This window comes from Hyphobacterium indicum (assembly GCF_003129605.1).
Taxonomy (GTDB): Bacteria; Pseudomonadota; Alphaproteobacteria; order Caulobacterales; family Maricaulaceae; genus Hyphobacterium; species Hyphobacterium indicum.
This window is the reverse complement of the sequence record NZ_QBDX01000001.1, coordinates 650,457-667,881: the sequence shown is the minus strand read 5'-3', so window position 1 is coordinate 667,881 and position 17,425 is coordinate 650,457. Positions and strand designations below refer to the sequence as shown.

General features: G+C 60.3%; 14 protein-coding genes. 9 read left to right on the top strand and 5 right to left on the bottom strand.

Going from position 1 to position 17,425, the window contains the following annotated elements; translation table 11 throughout:
* Positions 1-79: 79 nt before the first annotated feature.
* On the bottom strand, positions 80-580 hold the full coding sequence (locus DBR16_RS03275) for a winged helix-turn-helix domain-containing protein (protein ID WP_109259786.1): 501 nt from the start codon (positions 578-580) through the stop codon (positions 80-82).
* Positions 581-652: 72 nt separating this feature from the next.
* Here DBR16_RS03275 and DBR16_RS03270 point away from each other — a divergent pair, with 72 nt between their 5' ends.
* Complete coding sequence (locus DBR16_RS03270; protein ID WP_161539393.1) at positions 653-1,996, top strand: S41 family peptidase; 1,344 nt, start codon at positions 653-655, stop codon at positions 1,994-1,996.
* 74 nt (positions 1,997-2,070) lie between these two features.
* Positions 2,071-2,754, top strand: a complete 684-nt coding sequence (locus tag DBR16_RS13955; protein ID WP_161539392.1) for a hypothetical protein — start codon at positions 2,071-2,073, stop codon at positions 2,752-2,754.
* A gap of 14 nt (positions 2,755-2,768) precedes the next feature.
* On the opposite strand, the gene ettA is transcribed toward DBR16_RS13955, so the two are convergent.
* On the bottom strand, positions 2,769-4,436 hold the full coding sequence (gene ettA / locus DBR16_RS03255; protein ID WP_109259782.1) for an energy-dependent translational throttle protein EttA: 1,668 nt from the start codon (positions 4,434-4,436) through the stop codon (positions 2,769-2,771).
* A gap of 81 nt (positions 4,437-4,517) precedes the next feature.
* Positions 4,518-5,069 (bottom strand): PepSY-associated TM helix domain-containing protein, encoded by a 552-nt coding sequence (locus DBR16_RS03250; RefSeq protein ID WP_109260035.1) that lies wholly within the window; start codon positions 5,067-5,069, stop codon positions 4,518-4,520.
* Between the two features lie 136 nt (positions 5,070-5,205).
* On the opposite strand from DBR16_RS03250, the gene DBR16_RS03245 reads away from it, so the two are divergent.
* Positions 5,206-8,478, top strand: a complete 3,273-nt coding sequence (locus tag DBR16_RS03245; protein WP_109259781.1) for a VPS10 domain-containing protein — start codon at positions 5,206-5,208, stop codon at positions 8,476-8,478.
* 102 nt (positions 8,479-8,580) lie between these two features.
* On the top strand, positions 8,581-10,794 hold the full coding sequence (locus DBR16_RS03240) for a S9 family peptidase (protein ID WP_109259780.1): 2,214 nt from the start codon (positions 8,581-8,583) through the stop codon (positions 10,792-10,794).
* On the opposite strand, the gene DBR16_RS03235 is transcribed toward DBR16_RS03240, so the two are convergent.
* A complete protein-coding gene (locus DBR16_RS03235) occupies positions 10,795-11,538 on the bottom strand; it encodes a M48 family metallopeptidase (RefSeq protein ID WP_109260034.1) in 744 nt (247 codons plus the stop codon).
* On the bottom strand, positions 11,514-11,990 hold the full coding sequence (locus tag DBR16_RS03230; RefSeq protein WP_109259779.1) for a GAF domain-containing protein: 477 nt from the start codon (positions 11,988-11,990) through the stop codon (positions 11,514-11,516). Before DBR16_RS03230 ends, DBR16_RS03235 begins: the two co-directional genes overlap by 25 nt.
* A gap of 71 nt (positions 11,991-12,061) precedes the next feature.
* Between DBR16_RS03230 and DBR16_RS03225 the strand changes: the two genes are divergently transcribed.
* From DBR16_RS03225 to DBR16_RS03205, 5 genes are all read left to right on the top strand, one after another.
* On the top strand, positions 12,062-12,943 hold the full coding sequence (locus DBR16_RS03225) for an SIMPL domain-containing protein (protein ID WP_109259778.1): 882 nt from the start codon (positions 12,062-12,064) through the stop codon (positions 12,941-12,943).
* Between the two features lie 94 nt (positions 12,944-13,037).
* Positions 13,038-13,961, top strand: a complete 924-nt coding sequence (locus tag DBR16_RS03220) for an SDR family NAD(P)-dependent oxidoreductase (RefSeq protein WP_109259777.1) — start codon at positions 13,038-13,040, stop codon at positions 13,959-13,961.
* Positions 13,958-14,770 carry an acyl-CoA thioesterase gene (locus tag DBR16_RS03215; protein ID WP_109259776.1) on the top strand — a complete coding sequence of 271 codons (813 nt, stop codon included), beginning with the start codon at positions 13,958-13,960 and terminating at the stop codon, positions 14,768-14,770. The genes DBR16_RS03220 and DBR16_RS03215 overlap by 4 nt, the downstream gene beginning before the upstream one ends.
* Before the next feature lie 246 nt (positions 14,771-15,016).
* Entirely contained in the window at positions 15,017-16,069 is a 1,053-nt protein-coding gene (gene rsgA / locus DBR16_RS03210; protein WP_109259775.1) for a ribosome small subunit-dependent GTPase A, read from the top strand.
* A gap of 143 nt (positions 16,070-16,212) precedes the next feature.
* Entirely contained in the window at positions 16,213-17,415 is a 1,203-nt protein-coding gene (locus DBR16_RS03205; protein WP_109259774.1) for an acetyl-CoA C-acyltransferase, read from the top strand.
* Positions 17,416-17,425: the final 10 nt, after the last annotated feature.

Genomic DNA, 17,425 nt, shown 5'->3' with positions numbered 1-17,425 from the left:
ATCCTACCTGAAAAAGGTATAAAGATATCTTTATGTCATTCTGCGGCGGTTTCAATGGAAAGGATCAGAAATCGCATGATTATCTTTTCGCCGGCAGCGCTTTTGCCATCATGCGCTGCGACATGGATTGCCGCCTGAGCGCCGCATCTGTTCGCACAACCGCATCGTAGAGATCAATTCCGGTTTCTTCGAACAGCTCGCGAAAGGCCGCCGCGCCGGCCTTCAGAAGATGGTCCAGCTCGGCCGCAATCTTTCGCCCCCTTTTGGTCAAGCCATAAGGTTTTCTCCGACCATCGCTGTTATCGTCAAATCGCGTCACTAACCCGCTCTCGTAGAGCGGCTTCATATTCTTGATGACCCCCGCATGCGTCTGGCCAACGGCCAGAGCAATTTCTGTGACGCTCCGCTCGCGCTCGGCCAGTAGCGTGATGATCGACATGGACCGCGGCGGCAGGTCGATTGACAGCGCTCTCGCCGTTGCGCTGCCGGCCGCGACAATCTCGTCCACGAGTCTGCTCATGATCATGCCGAGAAAAGCAGGCGCATAATCATCAAGCGCGGTTTCTGACTGTGAGTTCATGACATCTTGTTCCTCAGAAACTTTTATGTTACTGGTTACGTTACTTGTAACATAATAGGTGGAAAACAAATGATGATCAAGCTCCTCCCCAAAAGCGCGGCCATCCTGTTCTCGGTCGCAACCAGCCTTGTATTCACGCAAGCCTGCGCGCAGGAACCGGCCGAAACAATCACTGCAGATGCGCTGCGCGCAGATGTCCAGGAGTGGCGTAACTGGTTTTTTGCCACACACCCGGATCCGTCCTTTTCGGTCGATGTTGATCTCCTTCAGGCCCGGTTTGCCGCGGTCGCGGCCTCTCTCGAAGGGGAATATTCGCGACGTGAGGCCTGGTTGGCGCTCTCCATTCTGAATCCGGTATTCAATGACGGCCATATTGCGATCCGCGCGCCGCAGAACGATTATGATGCGTATATTGCTGCCGGCGGCGCTGACTTCACCCTGCCGGTTGCTTTTGAAGGGGGGCGGTTAACCGTCGCACCATCCGTTTCTCCCGATAGCTCTTTCGAGGCGGGAGATGAAATTCTGGCGATCAATGGTCATTCCGCGACGGAAATTGCAGGGCGCATCATGCAGCGCATGAATGGTGATACAGGCGGGCTCCGTGCCTATTTGCTCGAAACCCGGTTTCCGCTCTACCTCTGGACTGTGACAGGTGGCGGCGAGAGCTGGGACGTCAACGTCGCGCGGCCGGACGGACATCAACGAACCATCCGGATTGATCCGGTTCGCGATACGTCTGTAGAGAGCAACGACCGATGGACGCTGGAATTCCGGGATGTAACCGCAGTTCTGACCATAAATACCTTCATGCCGGATTTGGAAGAGGCGTTCGGGGAATTTCTGGACACAAGTTTCGCGGCCATAGCCGAGCATGATGCGGAAAACCTGATCATTGATCTCAGCCAGAATGGCGGCGGCGCGCATCAGCTGTCAGACCGGCTGTTTGCTTACATTACGGACCAGCGCTATACGCCGCTGTCGGCGGTGACCGCGCGCATTGTCGCCGAGAATCAGGCCCTCATTCCGGGCTCGGAAATCGGTCAGGTGGTCTCCGTGCCTTTTGCCCAATGGGTCGAGCCGCCGGCAGAACTGGACAACCGGTTTGACGGAAATGTCGCGATTCTCGTTGGTCCCGGAACGTATTCGCAGGCCATTGTCATGGCCGTAACAGCGCAGGATTTCGACATTGCCCCCGTTGCGGGCCCGGGCACCGAAGGCCGGGCCAACTCCACTGGACAGGTTCAGCTATACCGGCTTGCCAACTCCGGTCTGGAAGTCGCTGCGCCAATCTATATTTTCATCCGCCCTTCGGGGGATCGCTCATCGGCCCCTGTCGTCCCGGATATTCCGCTCTCCGGAACGCGGGATGAGCAAATCAGTCAACTAATTGAACGGCTCGGACATCAAGGAAACTGACGCCTCCCTCGCCTCCCGATTTCCGCGTCGTCTACAGCCTGTGATATGCTCGAGCGGAAACTCAGGAGGCGAATATGTGGAAATGGCTATCTGTTGTCTGTTTTGCTCTGGCCTTCATGCCCCAGGCATCGGCACAGGATGATCGCCGGTGCTGTCATGTCAGCGAAGGCGTCTGGCTTGATGGCACCTACACGCCGGCGGAATGCCGGGCACGCGGTGAGGACTTTGCACCGCAAGGCGATCCTCGCACCGCCATGTGTACGCGCAATGAAACCACCGAAGTTCCGCCCTCACCTCCAGCCGCACCGGGCTCCCCCGGCGGCGGTCCGGGCGGAGGTGACGGTGGAGGCGGTTCCGGTGCGGGCAACGGCGCCGGAGACGGGAGTAGCAGCAGCGCTGGCGTCCAGATGCCCGAAGACATGAGTCTGGCAAGCGAGCGTTTCAGTTATGAGACCGTCGGCTCTGCCAGTCTCTCGGAGCTCGGCACTTTTCGGGACCGGGCCTTCGAGCAACGCGACTTTTGCGATGGCCTTATTCAGGGCATGGATGACGCCGACCGCTCGGCGTCCCAACAAGGCCAGCAATGCTTTGCAAATCTCCGGGCGAACGCAAATCTGGTCGCCCAGAATGCCGGCCGTATGCGCCATGCCCGGGAAATGGACGCGTCTGAGCGCGAAGAGGCCGCACATATTTTCCAGAGCGCCAGCGAACTGCGCAGCGCGGCGGATGCCCAACTGTCGGAAATGGGTGACCGTTAGGCCACTCCATTCCTCTAACGGCTGAAACGCTTGAACTTGACCCGCTTGGGCGTGACCGCATCCTCGCCCAGGCGGCGCTTCTTGTCCTCGATATATTCCTGGAAGTTGCCTTCGAACCATTCCACATGGCTATCGCCTTCAAAAGCGAGGATGTGGGTGGCCAGACGGTCAAGGAAGAAACGGTCGTGCGAGATCACCACGGCACAGCCGGGATAATTCTCCAGAGCCTGTTCCAGCGCCGCCAGAGTTTCCACGTCGAGATCGTTGGTCGGTTCATCGAGGAGCAGCAGATTGCCGCCTGTCTGCAGCGTCTTGGCGAGATGCACGCGATTGCGCTCACCGCCCGACAGCAAGCCGACCTTCTTCTGCTGATCGCCGCCCTTGAAATTGAACGCACCGACATAGGCCCGGCTCGGCACTTCCTTGCCTCCGAGATTGATCATGTCATTGCCGCCGGAAATCTCTTCCCAGACATTCTTGTTCGGGTCCAGCGCATCACGAGACTGGTCGACATAGGACAGTTTCACGGTTTCGCCGAGGCGGATCGTGCCTTCGTCCGGCGTATCCTGTCCGGTGATCATCTTGAACAGGGTTGATTTGCCGGCGCCGTTCGGACCAATCACGCCCACAACGCCACCCGGCGGCAATTTGAAGGAGAGACCGTCAATCAGCAGCTTGTCTTCAAAACCCTTTTTGAGATTCTCGACTTCGACCACAACCCCACCAAGACGCGGCCCCGGTGGAATATTGATCTGGGCATGGTTGATTTCCTGCCGATCCGCCTGATCGCGCAATTCTTCATAGGATTTGATCCGCGCCTTCGACTTGGCCTGACGGGCCTTGGGCGAGGAGCGGATCCAGTCGAGTTCGCGGGCCAGAGCGCGTTCCTTGGCGCCCTGTTCGCGGCTTTCCTGGGCCAGCCGTTTCTGCTTCTGCTCAAGCCAGGCAGAGTAATTGCCTTCATATGGGACGCCACGACCGCGATCGAGCTCAAGCGTCCATGTCGTGATGGAGTCGAGGAAGTAACGGTCGTGGGTGACGACCAGAATGGCACCAGGGAAGTTTTCCAGATGGTGCTGCAGCCAGTCCACCGATTCTGCATCGAGGTGGTTGGTGGGTTCATCGAGCAGCAGCATGTGCGGCTCGGACAACAGCAGGCGGCAGAGCGCGACGCGGCGGATTTCACCGCCGGACAGATTGGTGACTTCACTTTCGCCCGGCGGGCATCGCAGGGCTTCCATCGCCATCTCGATCTTGGAATCGATATCCCAGGCATCGGCGGCGTCGATCTTCTCCTGAAGATCATTCATCTCTTCCATCAGCTCGTCGGAATAGTCCTCCGCCAGCTTCATCGAGATGGCATTGAAGTCATCGACGAGCTTCTTGTGTGCCGAGCCTTCAATAACGTTTTCCCAGACGGTCTTGGTCTCATCCAGCTGCGGTTCCTGGGGCAGATAACCGACGCGCACACCCTTCTCGGCCCAGGATTCACCGGTGAATTCGGTGTCCATGCCCGCCATGATTTTCAGCAGGGTGGACTTGCCGGACCCGTTGACGCCAACGACGCCGATTTTGGCATCGGGCAGGAAGTGCAGCGAAATATTCTGGAATACCGGCTTGGCAGCTCCCGGATAGGTCTTCGAGAGCTTGTCCATGTGATAGACGTATTGATAGGCGGCCATGGGGCGCGTGATCCTTTGACAGTCAGGGATATCTTGTTGGCGCGGCGTATAACCGAGGCGGGCGCGCGGGGCAATCGAGCTCTACGTATCCAGCCGGACCGCCAGCTTTGCCGCGCGTTTTTTCCGTCGTTGCCATCGTTTCAGATGGGGCAGGAAGAAGAGCCATATACCGGTCAGCCACATGACGAACAGAACAACGCCAGCAGGCAGAAAGACATAGAGCTTCACCCAGTCCGCAAAAAAGGAACCGTCATGGATCTGCTCGATCAGGTCTGATCGGCGGTATTCCAGCGACAGAACTTCCAGCGTTATCAGGTCGATCTGCGCTTCCCAGCGATTGGTGGATACGAATTTGACAATGCCGCGGTCCGGCTGGATGTCGACCCTGTCAAATCGGGCCCAGTCCGTGGTCTCCAGCTCGGGGATTGCGGCAGCCGCCTCGTACAGTTCCAGCAGCGTCGTCTCCGGCGCCCCTGCGGCCTCGATGGTGCTGCTCTGGGAGGACGGCTGGATCCAGTCGAACTCTTTCTTCAGCATCAGGAAAATGCCGGCAACGATCATGATGCCAAGCGGTATCATGACGGCCAGAGAGCCCCAATGATGAATGTCGCGGAATAACTTGTTCACGGTCATGGCGCGCATCCTCTTGACCTTCAGCCAACCGTCAAGATTACGAATGCATCACAATGCGCGATAAATACGCCGACCGACTTTCCATTCGACTCCCCGGTGATAGAGTTGAGCCAGAAAATTTCCTGGGGAGGACTTCATGCGCGCCATTATCTGTGCCGTATTGCTCGGCGCTTTGCCGCAAACCGCTTGTGCCCAATCGGAAGAAGAAACAACAACCGATCCGATGGCCGCTGCCAATTTCAATGGCCTGGAATTCCGCAGTATCGGGCCCGCTTTCATGTCGGGCCGGATCGGCGATATCGACATACTCCAGGACGATCCGTCGACCTGGATTGTCGGTGTTGGTTCGGGCGGTGTCTGGCGCACAGAGAATGCCGGTACGACATGGACTCCGATTTTTGACGATCAGGATGTGTATTCGATCGGAACGGTGACCATTGATCCGTCAAATCCCCATACGATCTGGGTCGGGACTGGCGAAAATCATGGCGGGCGCCATAACGGCTATGGGAATGGCATTTACCGGTCCCGCGATGGCGGCCAGACATGGACACATCTGGGCCTCGAAAACTCCGAACACATTTCCGAAATCATCATTCACCCCGACGACCCCGATACGATCTGGGTGGCCTCGCAAGGCCCGCTTTGGTCGTCCGGGGGTGACCGGGGCCTGTTCATGTCGACCGATGGTGGGGAAAGCTGGGAGAATGTCCTTTCCGCCGGAGAATGGACCGGCGTGACCGACCTTGTCATCGATCCGCGAAATCCGGACCGGCTGTATGCCGCCACCTGGCAGCGGCACCGCACCGTAGCTGCCTATATGGGCGCGGGACCGGAATCCGGCATTCATGTCTCCGAGGATGGCGGCGTCACCTGGCGGCAGGTCACAACAGGTCTGCCCACCGGCAATCTGGGCAAGATCGGCCTCGCCATCTCGCCGCAAAATCCGGACATTGTCTATGCCGCCATCGAACAGGACCGCCGGACGGGCGGGGTCTATCGATCCTCCAATCGCGGCGAGAGCTGGACGCGGATGTCGGACACGGTCTCCGGCGGGACCGGGCCGCATTACTATATGGAGCTCTATGCGCACCCGCATCACTTCGACCGGATCATCCTGGTCAGCAATACGACGCAGATTTCCGATGATGGCGGCGCGACCTTCCGCGACATCAATAATGAATTCAAACATGTCGATGATCACGCCATCGGTTTTCATCCAACCGATCCCGACTACATGCTGGTGGGTTCGGATGGCGGCCTTTACGAGACCGTGGACGATGAACGCACCTGGCGGTTCATATCCAACCTGCCCATCACGCAATTCTACGATATCGCCGTGGATGACGCGGAACCGTTTTACAATATCTATGGCGGCACACAGGACAACTCGACGCAGGTCGGGCCGTCCCGCACAGACAATCGTCACGGCATCCGGAATTCGGACTGGGAAGTGACGCTGTTCGGCGACGGTCATGAGCCGGATATCGAGCCCGGCAATCCCGACATCGCCTATTCCAGCTGGCAGCAGGGCAATCTGGTCCGCTTTGACCGGACGACGGGCGAGATCGTGTATATCCGCGCCCAGCCCGAACCCGGCGAGCCGGCGGAACGCTATAACTGGGATGCGCCGATCGTGGTGTCCTCGCATGAACCGACCCGGCTTTATCACGCCTCGCAACGCGTCTGGCGTTCGGACAATCGCGGCGACAGCTGGACTGCAATTTCCGGAGACCTGACCCGTAATGAAGACCGGATGCTGTTGCCCATTATGGGCCGGCAATGGTCGTGGGATGCAGGCTGGGACGTCTATGCGATGTCCAATTACAATACGATCAGTGCGCTTGCGGAATCGCCCGTGGACGAGAATGTCATCTATGCCGGCACGGATGATGGCCTGATACAGATCACCACAGATGGCGGCGAAACCTGGCAGCGTACGGAAGTTGGCCGTCTGCCGGGTGTGCCGGACCGGGCCTATGTCAATGATTTCGAGCCATCCCTGCACGAGGCCGGCACGGTCTTTATCGCACTGGACAACCACAAATACGGTGACTTCGCGCCGTATCTGCTGCGGTCCGACAATTATGGCCGCAGCTGGCGGTCCATTTCCAATGGCTTGCCCGAGGACGAACAGGTCTGGCGCATTGCGCAGGACCATGTAAATCCGGATCTGGTGTTTGTGGGCACCGAATTCGGTGTTTATTTCACCATTGATGGTGGCGAAAACTGGTCCCAGCTGGAAGCGGGTATTCCGACGATCTCGGCCCGTGATCTCCAGATCCAGCGCCGCGAGAATGATCTTGTCGTCGCGACCTTCGGCCGGGGAATCTACATCCTCGATGACTATTCGCCATTGCGCGAAATTACCCCGGAAATGATGGAAAATGGCACCGCCCTGTTCCCGGTGCGGCGGGCCTGGTGGTATCAGGAACAGCACCCGCTGGGCTTTGATAGTGGCCACTGGCAGGGCCATGGCTATTTCACCGCCGAGAACCCGCCCTTCGGTGCTGTCTTCACCTATTATATGAGCGAAGCGCTCCAGACGTCGGAGGAAATCCGGCAGGAGGCCGAACGTCCGCTAGTTGAAGAAGGCGAGGACACGCCCTTCCCGGGATTTGATGTCATCGAGGGCGAGCGCCGCGAAGCGCCGCCTCGCATGTGGCTGGTGGTCCGTGATGATGAGGGCCGGGTGGTCCGCCGCCTGCAAGGCCCCGTCACAGCCGGATTCCACCGGGTCAACTGGGATCTTTCCTTCCCCGGCCATTCTCCGGTGATGCAACAGGAAGATGCCGAGAATGCACCATCGGGATATCTCGTCGCGCCGGGCACATATTCGGTCACTCTGGTGCGCCAGTATCAGGGTGAGACAGAAGTTATCGGCGAAGCCCGGGAATTCGAAGTCGAGCGTATGTATGAAGGCGCATTGCCCGGCTCTCCCGACGACGAGGTGGCGGCCTTCTGGGAGCGGCTTGCCACGCTGCAGCGCAGCGTCAGTGCTTCGACGTCGGCTATCGGCTTGACCCGCGAACGCCTGAACCGCCTCGAATCCGCGCTCTACCGGTCGCGCACCGCGCCGGGTGAGCTTGATGCCCGGTACGAAGCCTTGCGTCAGGAGCTCTTCGCCATCGAGGAAGCGTTGACCGGCAACCAGTCGAGCAATGGCCAATACGGGGCCGAGCCGTCCACTGTCACGTCACGGATCGGCTTTGCCGAAACCGGTACGGCCTATGCGACCTATGGACCAAATCCGGCTCATGAACGGCAGCTGGGACTGGCGGAATCCGAGTACGCGGACATCCGGCAGCGTCTCGATACGTTGATTCAGGAACGCATCCCGGCATTCGAAGCCGCACTGGATGAAGCGGGGGCACCATGGACGCCCACCCGGATGCTTCCGCCACTCTAGGCCATGAACCATAGCGGGCCCTTGTCCGCCTCAACCCGCAGCCCGCTTCCCAGCGGGCTGCGTCCGTTTTAAGGATGATGATCAGGAATGCGAGGATAGACTATGAGCCCTGCCCTGTTGTTGTTGGCGAGCCTTACACTTGCCCAGGAAGCCGAACCCGCTGCATTGACCATCGAACGCCTGTTTGCCAGCCCGGACCTGGACGGGCCGGAAGCGACGGCGACGCGGTTTTCACCGGATGGCGGGTTGATCACTTTCCTGCAGGGTAAAGAAGAGGATGCCAGCGTCCATGATCTGTGGGCCATTGATGTCGATGGCGGCGAACCTTTCCTGCTGGTCGACAGCCGCGAACTTGTGCCGGAAGAGCGCGAATTGTCAGAGGCGGAAATCCAGCTGCGCGAGCGGGCGCGGATCACCGGTTCGGGCATTGTCGCTTATGACTGGGATGCGCAAGGCAATGCCCTGCTCTTCCCCCTGGATGGCGATGTCTTCTACTATGACCTGGAAAGCGGTACGGCCCGGCGGTTGATGGAAACCAGCGCGGCAGAAACCGATAGCCGGATTTCTCCGGGCGGCCGGTATGTTGGCTATATCCGCGACCAGGATCTTTTCGTCCATGATCTCGAAGGCGGCAATGAATGGCCCATCACGTCCGAAGGCGGCGATACGCTGTCTTACGGAATGGCTGAATTTGTGGCCCAGGAAGAGATGGGACGGTCAACCGGTTACTGGTTCTCGCCAGATGACCGGTACGTGGCCTTCACGGAAATCGACGAGAGCGCCATTCCGGTTTCCTACCGCGTCGATATACAGGGCGATGGCGCAAGCATTGCCGAGCAACGCTACCCCTATGCCGGCGAGGCCAATGTTGGCATCCGCCTGTTTATCGAAAATCTGGAAACCGGCGTACGTGTCGAAGCCGATCTCGGCGACGAGGCTGATATCTATCTTGCTCGCGTGAACTGGACGCCAGCCGGACAAGTGGCCGTCCAACGGCAGAACCGCGCCCAGACCCGGCTGGACCTGCTTTTAGCAGATCCGGAAACCGGAGAGAGCACGGTAATCCTGACCGAGACCGATCCCGCCTGGATCAATCTGACAAACGACCTGATATTTCTCAATGATAACAGCTTTCTATGGACCTCGGAGCGGTCCGGATTCCGGCACATCTACCACTATGATTCCGCTGGCGGCCTGATCGCACAGATCACTGACGGGGAATGGCAGATCAACGCGATCGAGGGCGTTGATCCGGATTCCGGCCGTGTCTATTTCTCGGGATGGATGCGCGATGCGCGGCAACGCCATCTCTATTCTGTTTCCTACGCTCAGGCAGGCGAAACACCGGTACAAGTCACCTCGGGCCAGGGCTGGTGGTCGGGAATTTCCATGGGTCCGGCAGCCCAGACTTTTGTTGCCAGCTTTTCCGGTCCGACAACTCCTCCCAATACCGCGCTCTACGATGCCTCGGGCGAACGGTTGCGCTGGATCGAGGAAAATGCGCTGAACGGGGACCACCCCTATGCGCCCTTTCTGGACCATCACATCACGCCGCAGCGCGGCACGCTGGCGGCTTCTGACGGGTCCGAACTGCATTACGTCATGTATTTGCCCTCCGGCTTTGATCCCGCGCGCGAGTATCCGGCGATCATCCATGTTTATGGCGGCCCCGGCGTTGGCCGCAGGACGCGGTTGAATTGGGCACCGCTTGACCATCAGGTTTTTGCACAGGCGGGCTATGTCTATTTCATGCTGGATAACCGCGGAACGCCGGATCGCGGGCACGCTTTCGAGACCGCGCTTCACCGTGCCATGGGCGGGGTGGAGGTCGAGGACCAGCTGGCCGGTCTCGCCTTCCTGCAATCGCTGGATTTTGTCGCGGATAACCGGATCGGCATCTGGGGCTGGTCCTATGGCGGGTATATGTCGCTCATGACCCCTCTGCAGGCTCCGGGCGCGTTTGCCGCTGCCGTCTCCGGTGCTCCTGTCACAGACTGGGCGCTGTACGATACCCACTACACGGAACGCTATATGGGCACGCCGCAGAACAATCCGGAAGGGTATGAACAATCCTCGGTCTTCGCGCATCTTGATGGCTGGGAAACACCGGTTCTCATCATGCACGGCATGGCGGACGACAATGTCGTCTTCGAAAATTCAACCCGACTCTTCAATACCCTCCAGGAACGCGACCTGCCTTTCGAGATGATGACCTATCCGGGCCAGCGCCACGGCATACGCGGCGAAATGCGGTCCCGGCACCGTTTGCGGACCATGCTGGACTTCTTTGACCGGCATTTGCAGCCGGGCGAGTGATCAGAATGGCACGAATTCGCCGGCCGTGTCGTTGAGACGTTTCCGCCGGATCTTCCAGTCCGGCATGAGGCGGGAGACGACGGCCCAGTAGGCGGGCGAATGATTGGGCTCCACGAGATGGGCGGCTTCATGAGCGCAGACATAGTCGATAATGTCCGTATCCGCGCCGATCAGCCGCCAGTTGAGGCGGATGATGCCGCGGGAGTCGCAACTGCCCCAGCGCCGCTTCTGATCGCGGATCTGAACACTCGCAACCGGCTTGCCAAGGAAAGCGGCATAATGCCGGACGCGGCCGGGAAACCGGTCTTCTGCCTCACGGCGATACCAGCGTTCCAGGCCCTTGCGTATGGTGCGGGTTCTCAATTCACCGGTCAGATGCCGGTCGATCTCGACAACAAGTGTGGTGTCTTGACGCTCGACCTTTGTCCGTGCCCGGCTCGGGTGGTCAACGATATGAAGGGTCAAATGACGGCCGAGAAAGGGCAGGCTTTCGCCTGTTTTGAATTCCCGGACGGCCGGTTTTGGCCGCGCTTCCCATTCTGCCAGTTTCAGGGATATCCAGTCTGACCGGCTGAGTACAGCGGCCCGCAAGCGCCGTTCACTGGCGCGCAGCGGCGCACGAATGCTCAGGCCCTGATGGTCGATCTGAAGCGCGATCGTGCGCCGCCGCGGACTGCGTACAATGGCGCAATCGACGCTTTTACCATCGATATCAACCCTCAGACGGTCAGTATGTCCCGGCAAATCGCTTCCAGCCCTTCACGGTCAATCTCGTCAAAAGCATCGGGCTGTTCGCTATCCACGTCCAGAACGGCTGCCAGCGTGCCGCTGGCATCCAGGACCGGAATCACGATTTCCGAATTGGTCCGCGCATCACAGGCAATATGACCGTCAAAGGCGTGCACATCGGCCACCAGCTGGGTTTGCAGAGTCGCTGCGGCTGTGCCGCAAACGCCCCGTCCGAAAGGAATACGCAGGCAGCCCATCGTGCCCTGATAGGGACCGACCACCAGCTCGTCCGGCTTGTGCGGATCAACCTCGTAGAAGCCGGTCCAGAAAAACCGCGGCCTGAAGGCCTCCGACAACAGGCAGGACGCTGTTGCAAAACGCGCGGTGCGGCTGGTTTCGCCGGCCACAACGGCTGCCACTTCCTTGCGTAATTCTTCGTAGCGCGCGCGCTTTTCCTGACCGGTCATCGATCTGCCTTCTATCCAGATTATACAGATCGTGTATCGTAAGGGCGGGGTGTGAATACAAGGGGGTCATCATGAATAAAGCCAGTTATCTACTTGCGGGCTTGGGCGCATTGGCGCTCTCCGGGTGCGAACGGCTGGCCGGCGAGCCGGTTCCGGTCTGGGCGCGCGGCCCGGTGATCGAGGCGCAAGGCCGCGCCTTTGTCGAGGTACCGGCCAACCGCGCCCGCTTCCAGGTGACATTCGAGGGCCGTGCCGACACTAGTCCCGATGCCTCGCAACAGGCGGTCACGCGCGCCAATCTGGCCGCCCAGGCGGTCCGGCTCGCAACAGACGGTCAGGTCCGGATCACATCCAACCTGTCGGTGCAGCCCTATTATGAGCAGATCGTCCAGCGTTATGGCGAGAATAATGAGCGGTTGGTCGAGAACCGGCATCCCGACGCCCTGCTGGGTTATGTCGCCACGGTTTCGATGAATGTGACGGTGCTGGAGCCGGATCTGACCAGTGCGGCGCGCGGCGCGGCGCTGGCGGCCGGTCCGGTCAATTCCGGTAATGTGCAATTCTTCCTCGAACCGACGGCCGAGGATCAGCGCCTGGCTTTTGCAGCAGCGGTGAATGATGCGACCGAGCGCGCCCGGATCGTGGCGGACGCCGCCGGCTCGATACTGGGTGAAATCGCAACGCTGCAGGAAGGCAGCGGCCCCTGCATGGGCGCGCCATCTACCGAGGCCGGGTATGATGATTATGCGCGTTACAGCAGCGCGCCGCCGCCACCGCCTCCGCCCCCTCCTCCCCCGCCGCCGCCCGCGGCTCCGGGGAGCGAGTTGACGGCTGAACAATTGCTTGTCGATCTGGATCGCTATGCGCTGGCCGCCGACCGGGAACCGCAACGGGTCACCGCTTCGGTCTGCGCGATTTTCACGGTCGACGGCCCGCGCCCGGCTGGCCGGTAAGTCCGGCGCCCGCATCGCGATATGAATCCGGGGGCTGGCGCACAGGCGCTGGCCCGCTAGTTTCCCGTCCGGGACTCACAAGGAGGAGACGGGAATGATCCGTTTTGATGGGCGCACAGCCATAATTACCGGGGCAGGCAACGGGCTGGGACGCAGCCATGCCCTGTTGCTGGCCGAGCACGGCGCGAATGTGGTTGTGAATGATCTGGGCGGCGCGGTTGATGGCTCGGGCTCCTCCCTCTCTGCAGCCGAGGCGGTGGTGCAGGACATCACCGGCAGGGGCGGCAAGGCCATCGCCCACGGGGCCAATGTCACACGGCCGGACGAGGTTGCGGACATGGTCGATACGGCCATTTCCACCTTCGGCGCGGTGGATATCCTGGTCAATAATGCCGGCATTCTGCGCGACAAATCCTTTGCCAAGATGGAGCTGGATGATTTCCGTCTGGTGGTCGATGTGCACTTGATGGGCTCTGTCACCTGTACCAAGGCGGTCTGGGATCACATGAAAGAGCGCAATTATGGCCGCATCGTCATGACCAGCTCGTCCTCCGGCATTTATGGTAATTTCGGCCAGTCCAATTACGGGGCGGCGAAAATGGGCCTGGTCGGGCTGATGAATGTCCTCAGCCTCGAGGGCAAGAAGAACAATATCCGCGTCAACACGCTGTCGCCGACCGCGGCCACACGGATGACGGAGGGATTGCTGCCACAGGCCGCGCTGGATCTGATGTCGGTGGAAAGCGTGTCAGCGGGGCTCGCCTTCCTGGTGGCAGAGGACAGTCCGGAGCGGACCATTCTGTGTGCCGGTGCCGGCGGTTACGCCGCAACGCGCATCTATGAAACGCCGGGCATCTATCTGCCGCCGGAGGAGCAGACACCGGAAGGGGTCGCAGCGAATTTCGACCGCATCCTCGATCCGGACGGGCAGGAAATGTTCACGGACGGATCGGGACAGACCCTGAAGTTCGTCGCTGCCGCCGCGAAGCATTTCGGCGTGTCCCTGGGGCAGGAATGACCCACAGTTTTGACGACGCGCTGGCCTTGACGGTTGCGGAAGCGGCAGAAGGCCGCGTCCGCTATGCGGGTGTCACGCCTCAAGCCTATCAGAACATGATCGGCCCTTTCGGCGGCGTCAGCGCAGCCTTGCTGGCGCAAGGCATGATGCGGTCCGCCCGTGACGGGTTGAAGCTGGTCTCGATCACCACCGATTTCATGACCGGGATGAAGGACGGGCCCTACAGCCTGTCGACGATCTGTCACCGCGCAGGCCGGTCGACGGAATTCTGGGCCGCTAACATCCAGCAGTCCGACGCGTCCAGCCCTGCGCTGCGGGCAACCGCGGTGTTCGGAGAGCGCCGGGAAACCGTGGAATGGACCGAAGGCGAGATGCCCGATGCCCCGCCGCCGGAGGCGTGCGAGGCTTTTGTACCGCCGCGACCCTGGGCCGAACATATTGCCATCCGGCCCTGCCTCAATGCCGATATTTTCAACGCCACCTCTACCCGCAATGCGCTGTGGGTGAGGTTTACCGATGCCCGGCCGCTGGATGATGTGGCGCTGGTCTGCCTCGCTGACACGCCGACGCCGCGCGTGTTTTTCATCGTCCATGGCTTTACCGTGCTCTCCACCATTTCGATGACCGTCTATTTGCATGCATCCGATGCCGATCTTGCAGAGGCCGGCAGTGACTGGGTCATGATCGAGGCCAATGCCGGGCGCGGCGGTGGCGGTTTTTATGATCAGCACGCCCGCATCTGGTCGCGCTCCGGAAAGCTGCTGGCCACGACACAGCAAATGGTCTGGTACAAGGCGGAGAAGGCGTGATCGCGCTTTCTGCTTGTGTTTGCTGCCGCGCGGGCCGATAATTGCCCCGCATCCGGATCAGGAGGACAGATCATGGCCATTGTAATGTTCCGCCTGAATGGCGGCGCGATCTGACGATGATCCGTCGGGGCAATACAGTTCTGACTGCGCCCTCTCCTTCGTTCCGTTCATTCATCCTTGCAGACGTCGCCGCGAAAGCGGTGGCGCAATGATGTCTGGCCGCACGGCCAATACGGAAAGTCCGAAATGACGATTTATTCTCTCGAGGAGCTGGGCTGGCGCCCGGCCTTCCTTCAATCACTCGATCTCGACCGGGAGTCGGTTGACGACACGGCGCGCATCTCTGCGGTTCACCGCGACACGTATGAAGCCCTCTCTCCGCAAGGCGAACTCCGCCTGCGGCCGATGCCGGCTGACACGCCGGTTGAAGACCGGCCCACGGTAGGCGACTGGGTGCTGGTGGACACGGCGCTGGAACGGCCCGCACGCGTGCTGGACCGGCAAACGCTGTTTGCCCGGAAAGCCGCCGGACATGATCACAGCATTCAGTTGATCGCGGCGAATGTCGATGCCGGTTTTATCGTGTCGTCCTGCAATGATGATTTCAATCTGCCGCGGCTGGAACGTTATCTGTCTCTGGTCCGGGATGCCGGCGCCTTCCCGGTCATCGTATTGACAAAAGCCGACCTCGCGGAGGATGCGGCAGACTTTGCGGCGCGCGCCCGGAAGATTGCCGGGGACTGCCCGGTTGAGACCGTCAATGCGCGCGAGCCGGCGGAACTCGAAAAGCTGATGGCCTGGGTAGGAAAGAACCAGACCCTGGCCCTGCTGGGCTCGTCAGGCGTTGGCAAGACAACGATTCTGAATGCCCTTTCCGGCAAGAGCGAAGCCGTATCCAGCATTCGCGAAGACGATGCCAAGGGGCGTCACACGACGCGCGGCCGGTCGATGCACCGCTTGACGTCCGGCGGCTGGGCGATCGACCTTCCGGGCATGCGGGAACTGGCCCTCGCCGGAACACAGGAGGGGCTGGAATCCACTTTCGGCGATTTGCTTGAGCTGACTCGCGAGTGCCGGTTTTCAGATTGCCAGCACGCCCGGGAGCCGGGTTGTGCCGTCCGGGCGGCGATCGACAGCGGTGATCTGGATGAGGCCCGCCTGGTGCGATTCCGGAAGCTGGAGCGGGAAATCGAACGCAATGAGGCCTCCATCCACGAGCAGCGCAACAAGCAGCGAGGCTTTGCCAAGATGGTGAAACAGGTCCAGTCGCAACGCTGGGCGCACCGGAAACGGACCTGATCCTCACCTGGTTTCCGCCGCACGAGCGCGCGGCAGGCGATGCCGATCCCTGCCGCCCCACAGCAAGTTGACGTAAGCGTCAGACTGGACAAAGCCGGTATTTCAATCAGCATGTCGGACAACGATAATCCGGGGAGTTCATCATGCGCGAAGCTGTCATTGTTTCCACCGCCCGCACGCCGATCGGCAAAGCCTATCGCGGCGCTTTCAACAACACCCAGGCCCAGGAGCTGGGCGGCCATGCGATCAGGAATGCGGTCGAACGCTCGGGCATTGATCCGGCGGAAATCGATGATGTTGTCATGGGCGCGGCCATGCAGCAGGGCTCGACCTTCCAGAACACGGCGCGGCAATGCCTGATCCGGGCCGGCCTGCCGGCATCGGTCGCCGGTCAGACGATGGACCGGCAATGCGCCTCCGGCATGATGGCGATCGCGACAGCGGCCAAGCAGATCATTACCGACGGCATGCAGATCACCGTTGGCGGCGGGCTGGAATCCATCTCGCTGGTCCAGAATGAACACATGAATCTGCACCGCGCCTTTGATCCGTGGATCAATGAGCATATGCCGGCGCTTTACATGTCGATGCTGGAAACCGCGGAGATTGTCGCCGAACGCTATGGCGTGTCGCGCGAGGCGCAGGACGAATACTCCCTGCAAAGCCAGCAGCGCACGGCAGCGGCACAGGAAGCAGGCAAGTTCGACGACGAAATCGTCCCGCTGGCCTCGAAAATGGGCGTCTTCAACAAGGAGACGAAGGAAATCACTATCCAGGACGTGATGCTGGAAAAAGACGAGGGCAATCGCCCCTCTACCACGCTGGAAGGCCTGCAATCGCTGAATCCGGTCCATGCCAATGGTCAGCAGATCGCCGCCGGAAAATACATTACGGCGGGCAATGCCTCACAATTGTCGGACGGGGCTTCGGCTTCGGTCCTGATGGAAGCGAAGGAGGCCGAAAAGCGCGGTCTGGAACCGCTCGGCATCTATCGTGGCATTGCCGTCGCCGGTCTGGACCCGGATGAAATGGGCATCGGCCCGGTCTTCGCGGTGCCGAAACTCTTGAAGGCCAACGGGCTCAGCATGGATGATATCGGCCTGTGGGAGCTGAACGAGGCGTTTGCCGTGCAGGTCCTCTATTGCCGCGACAAGCTGGGCATTCCGAACGAGACTCTGAACGTCAATGGCGGTGCCATCTCGATCGGACACCCCTATGGCATGTCGGGCGCGCGGATGGTCGGCCATGCCCTGATCGAGGGCAAACGCCGCGGTGCGAAATATGTTGTCTGCACCATGTGTGTAGGCGGCGGCATGGGTGCCGCCGGCCTGTTCGAAGTGGCATAGGGAGATCACA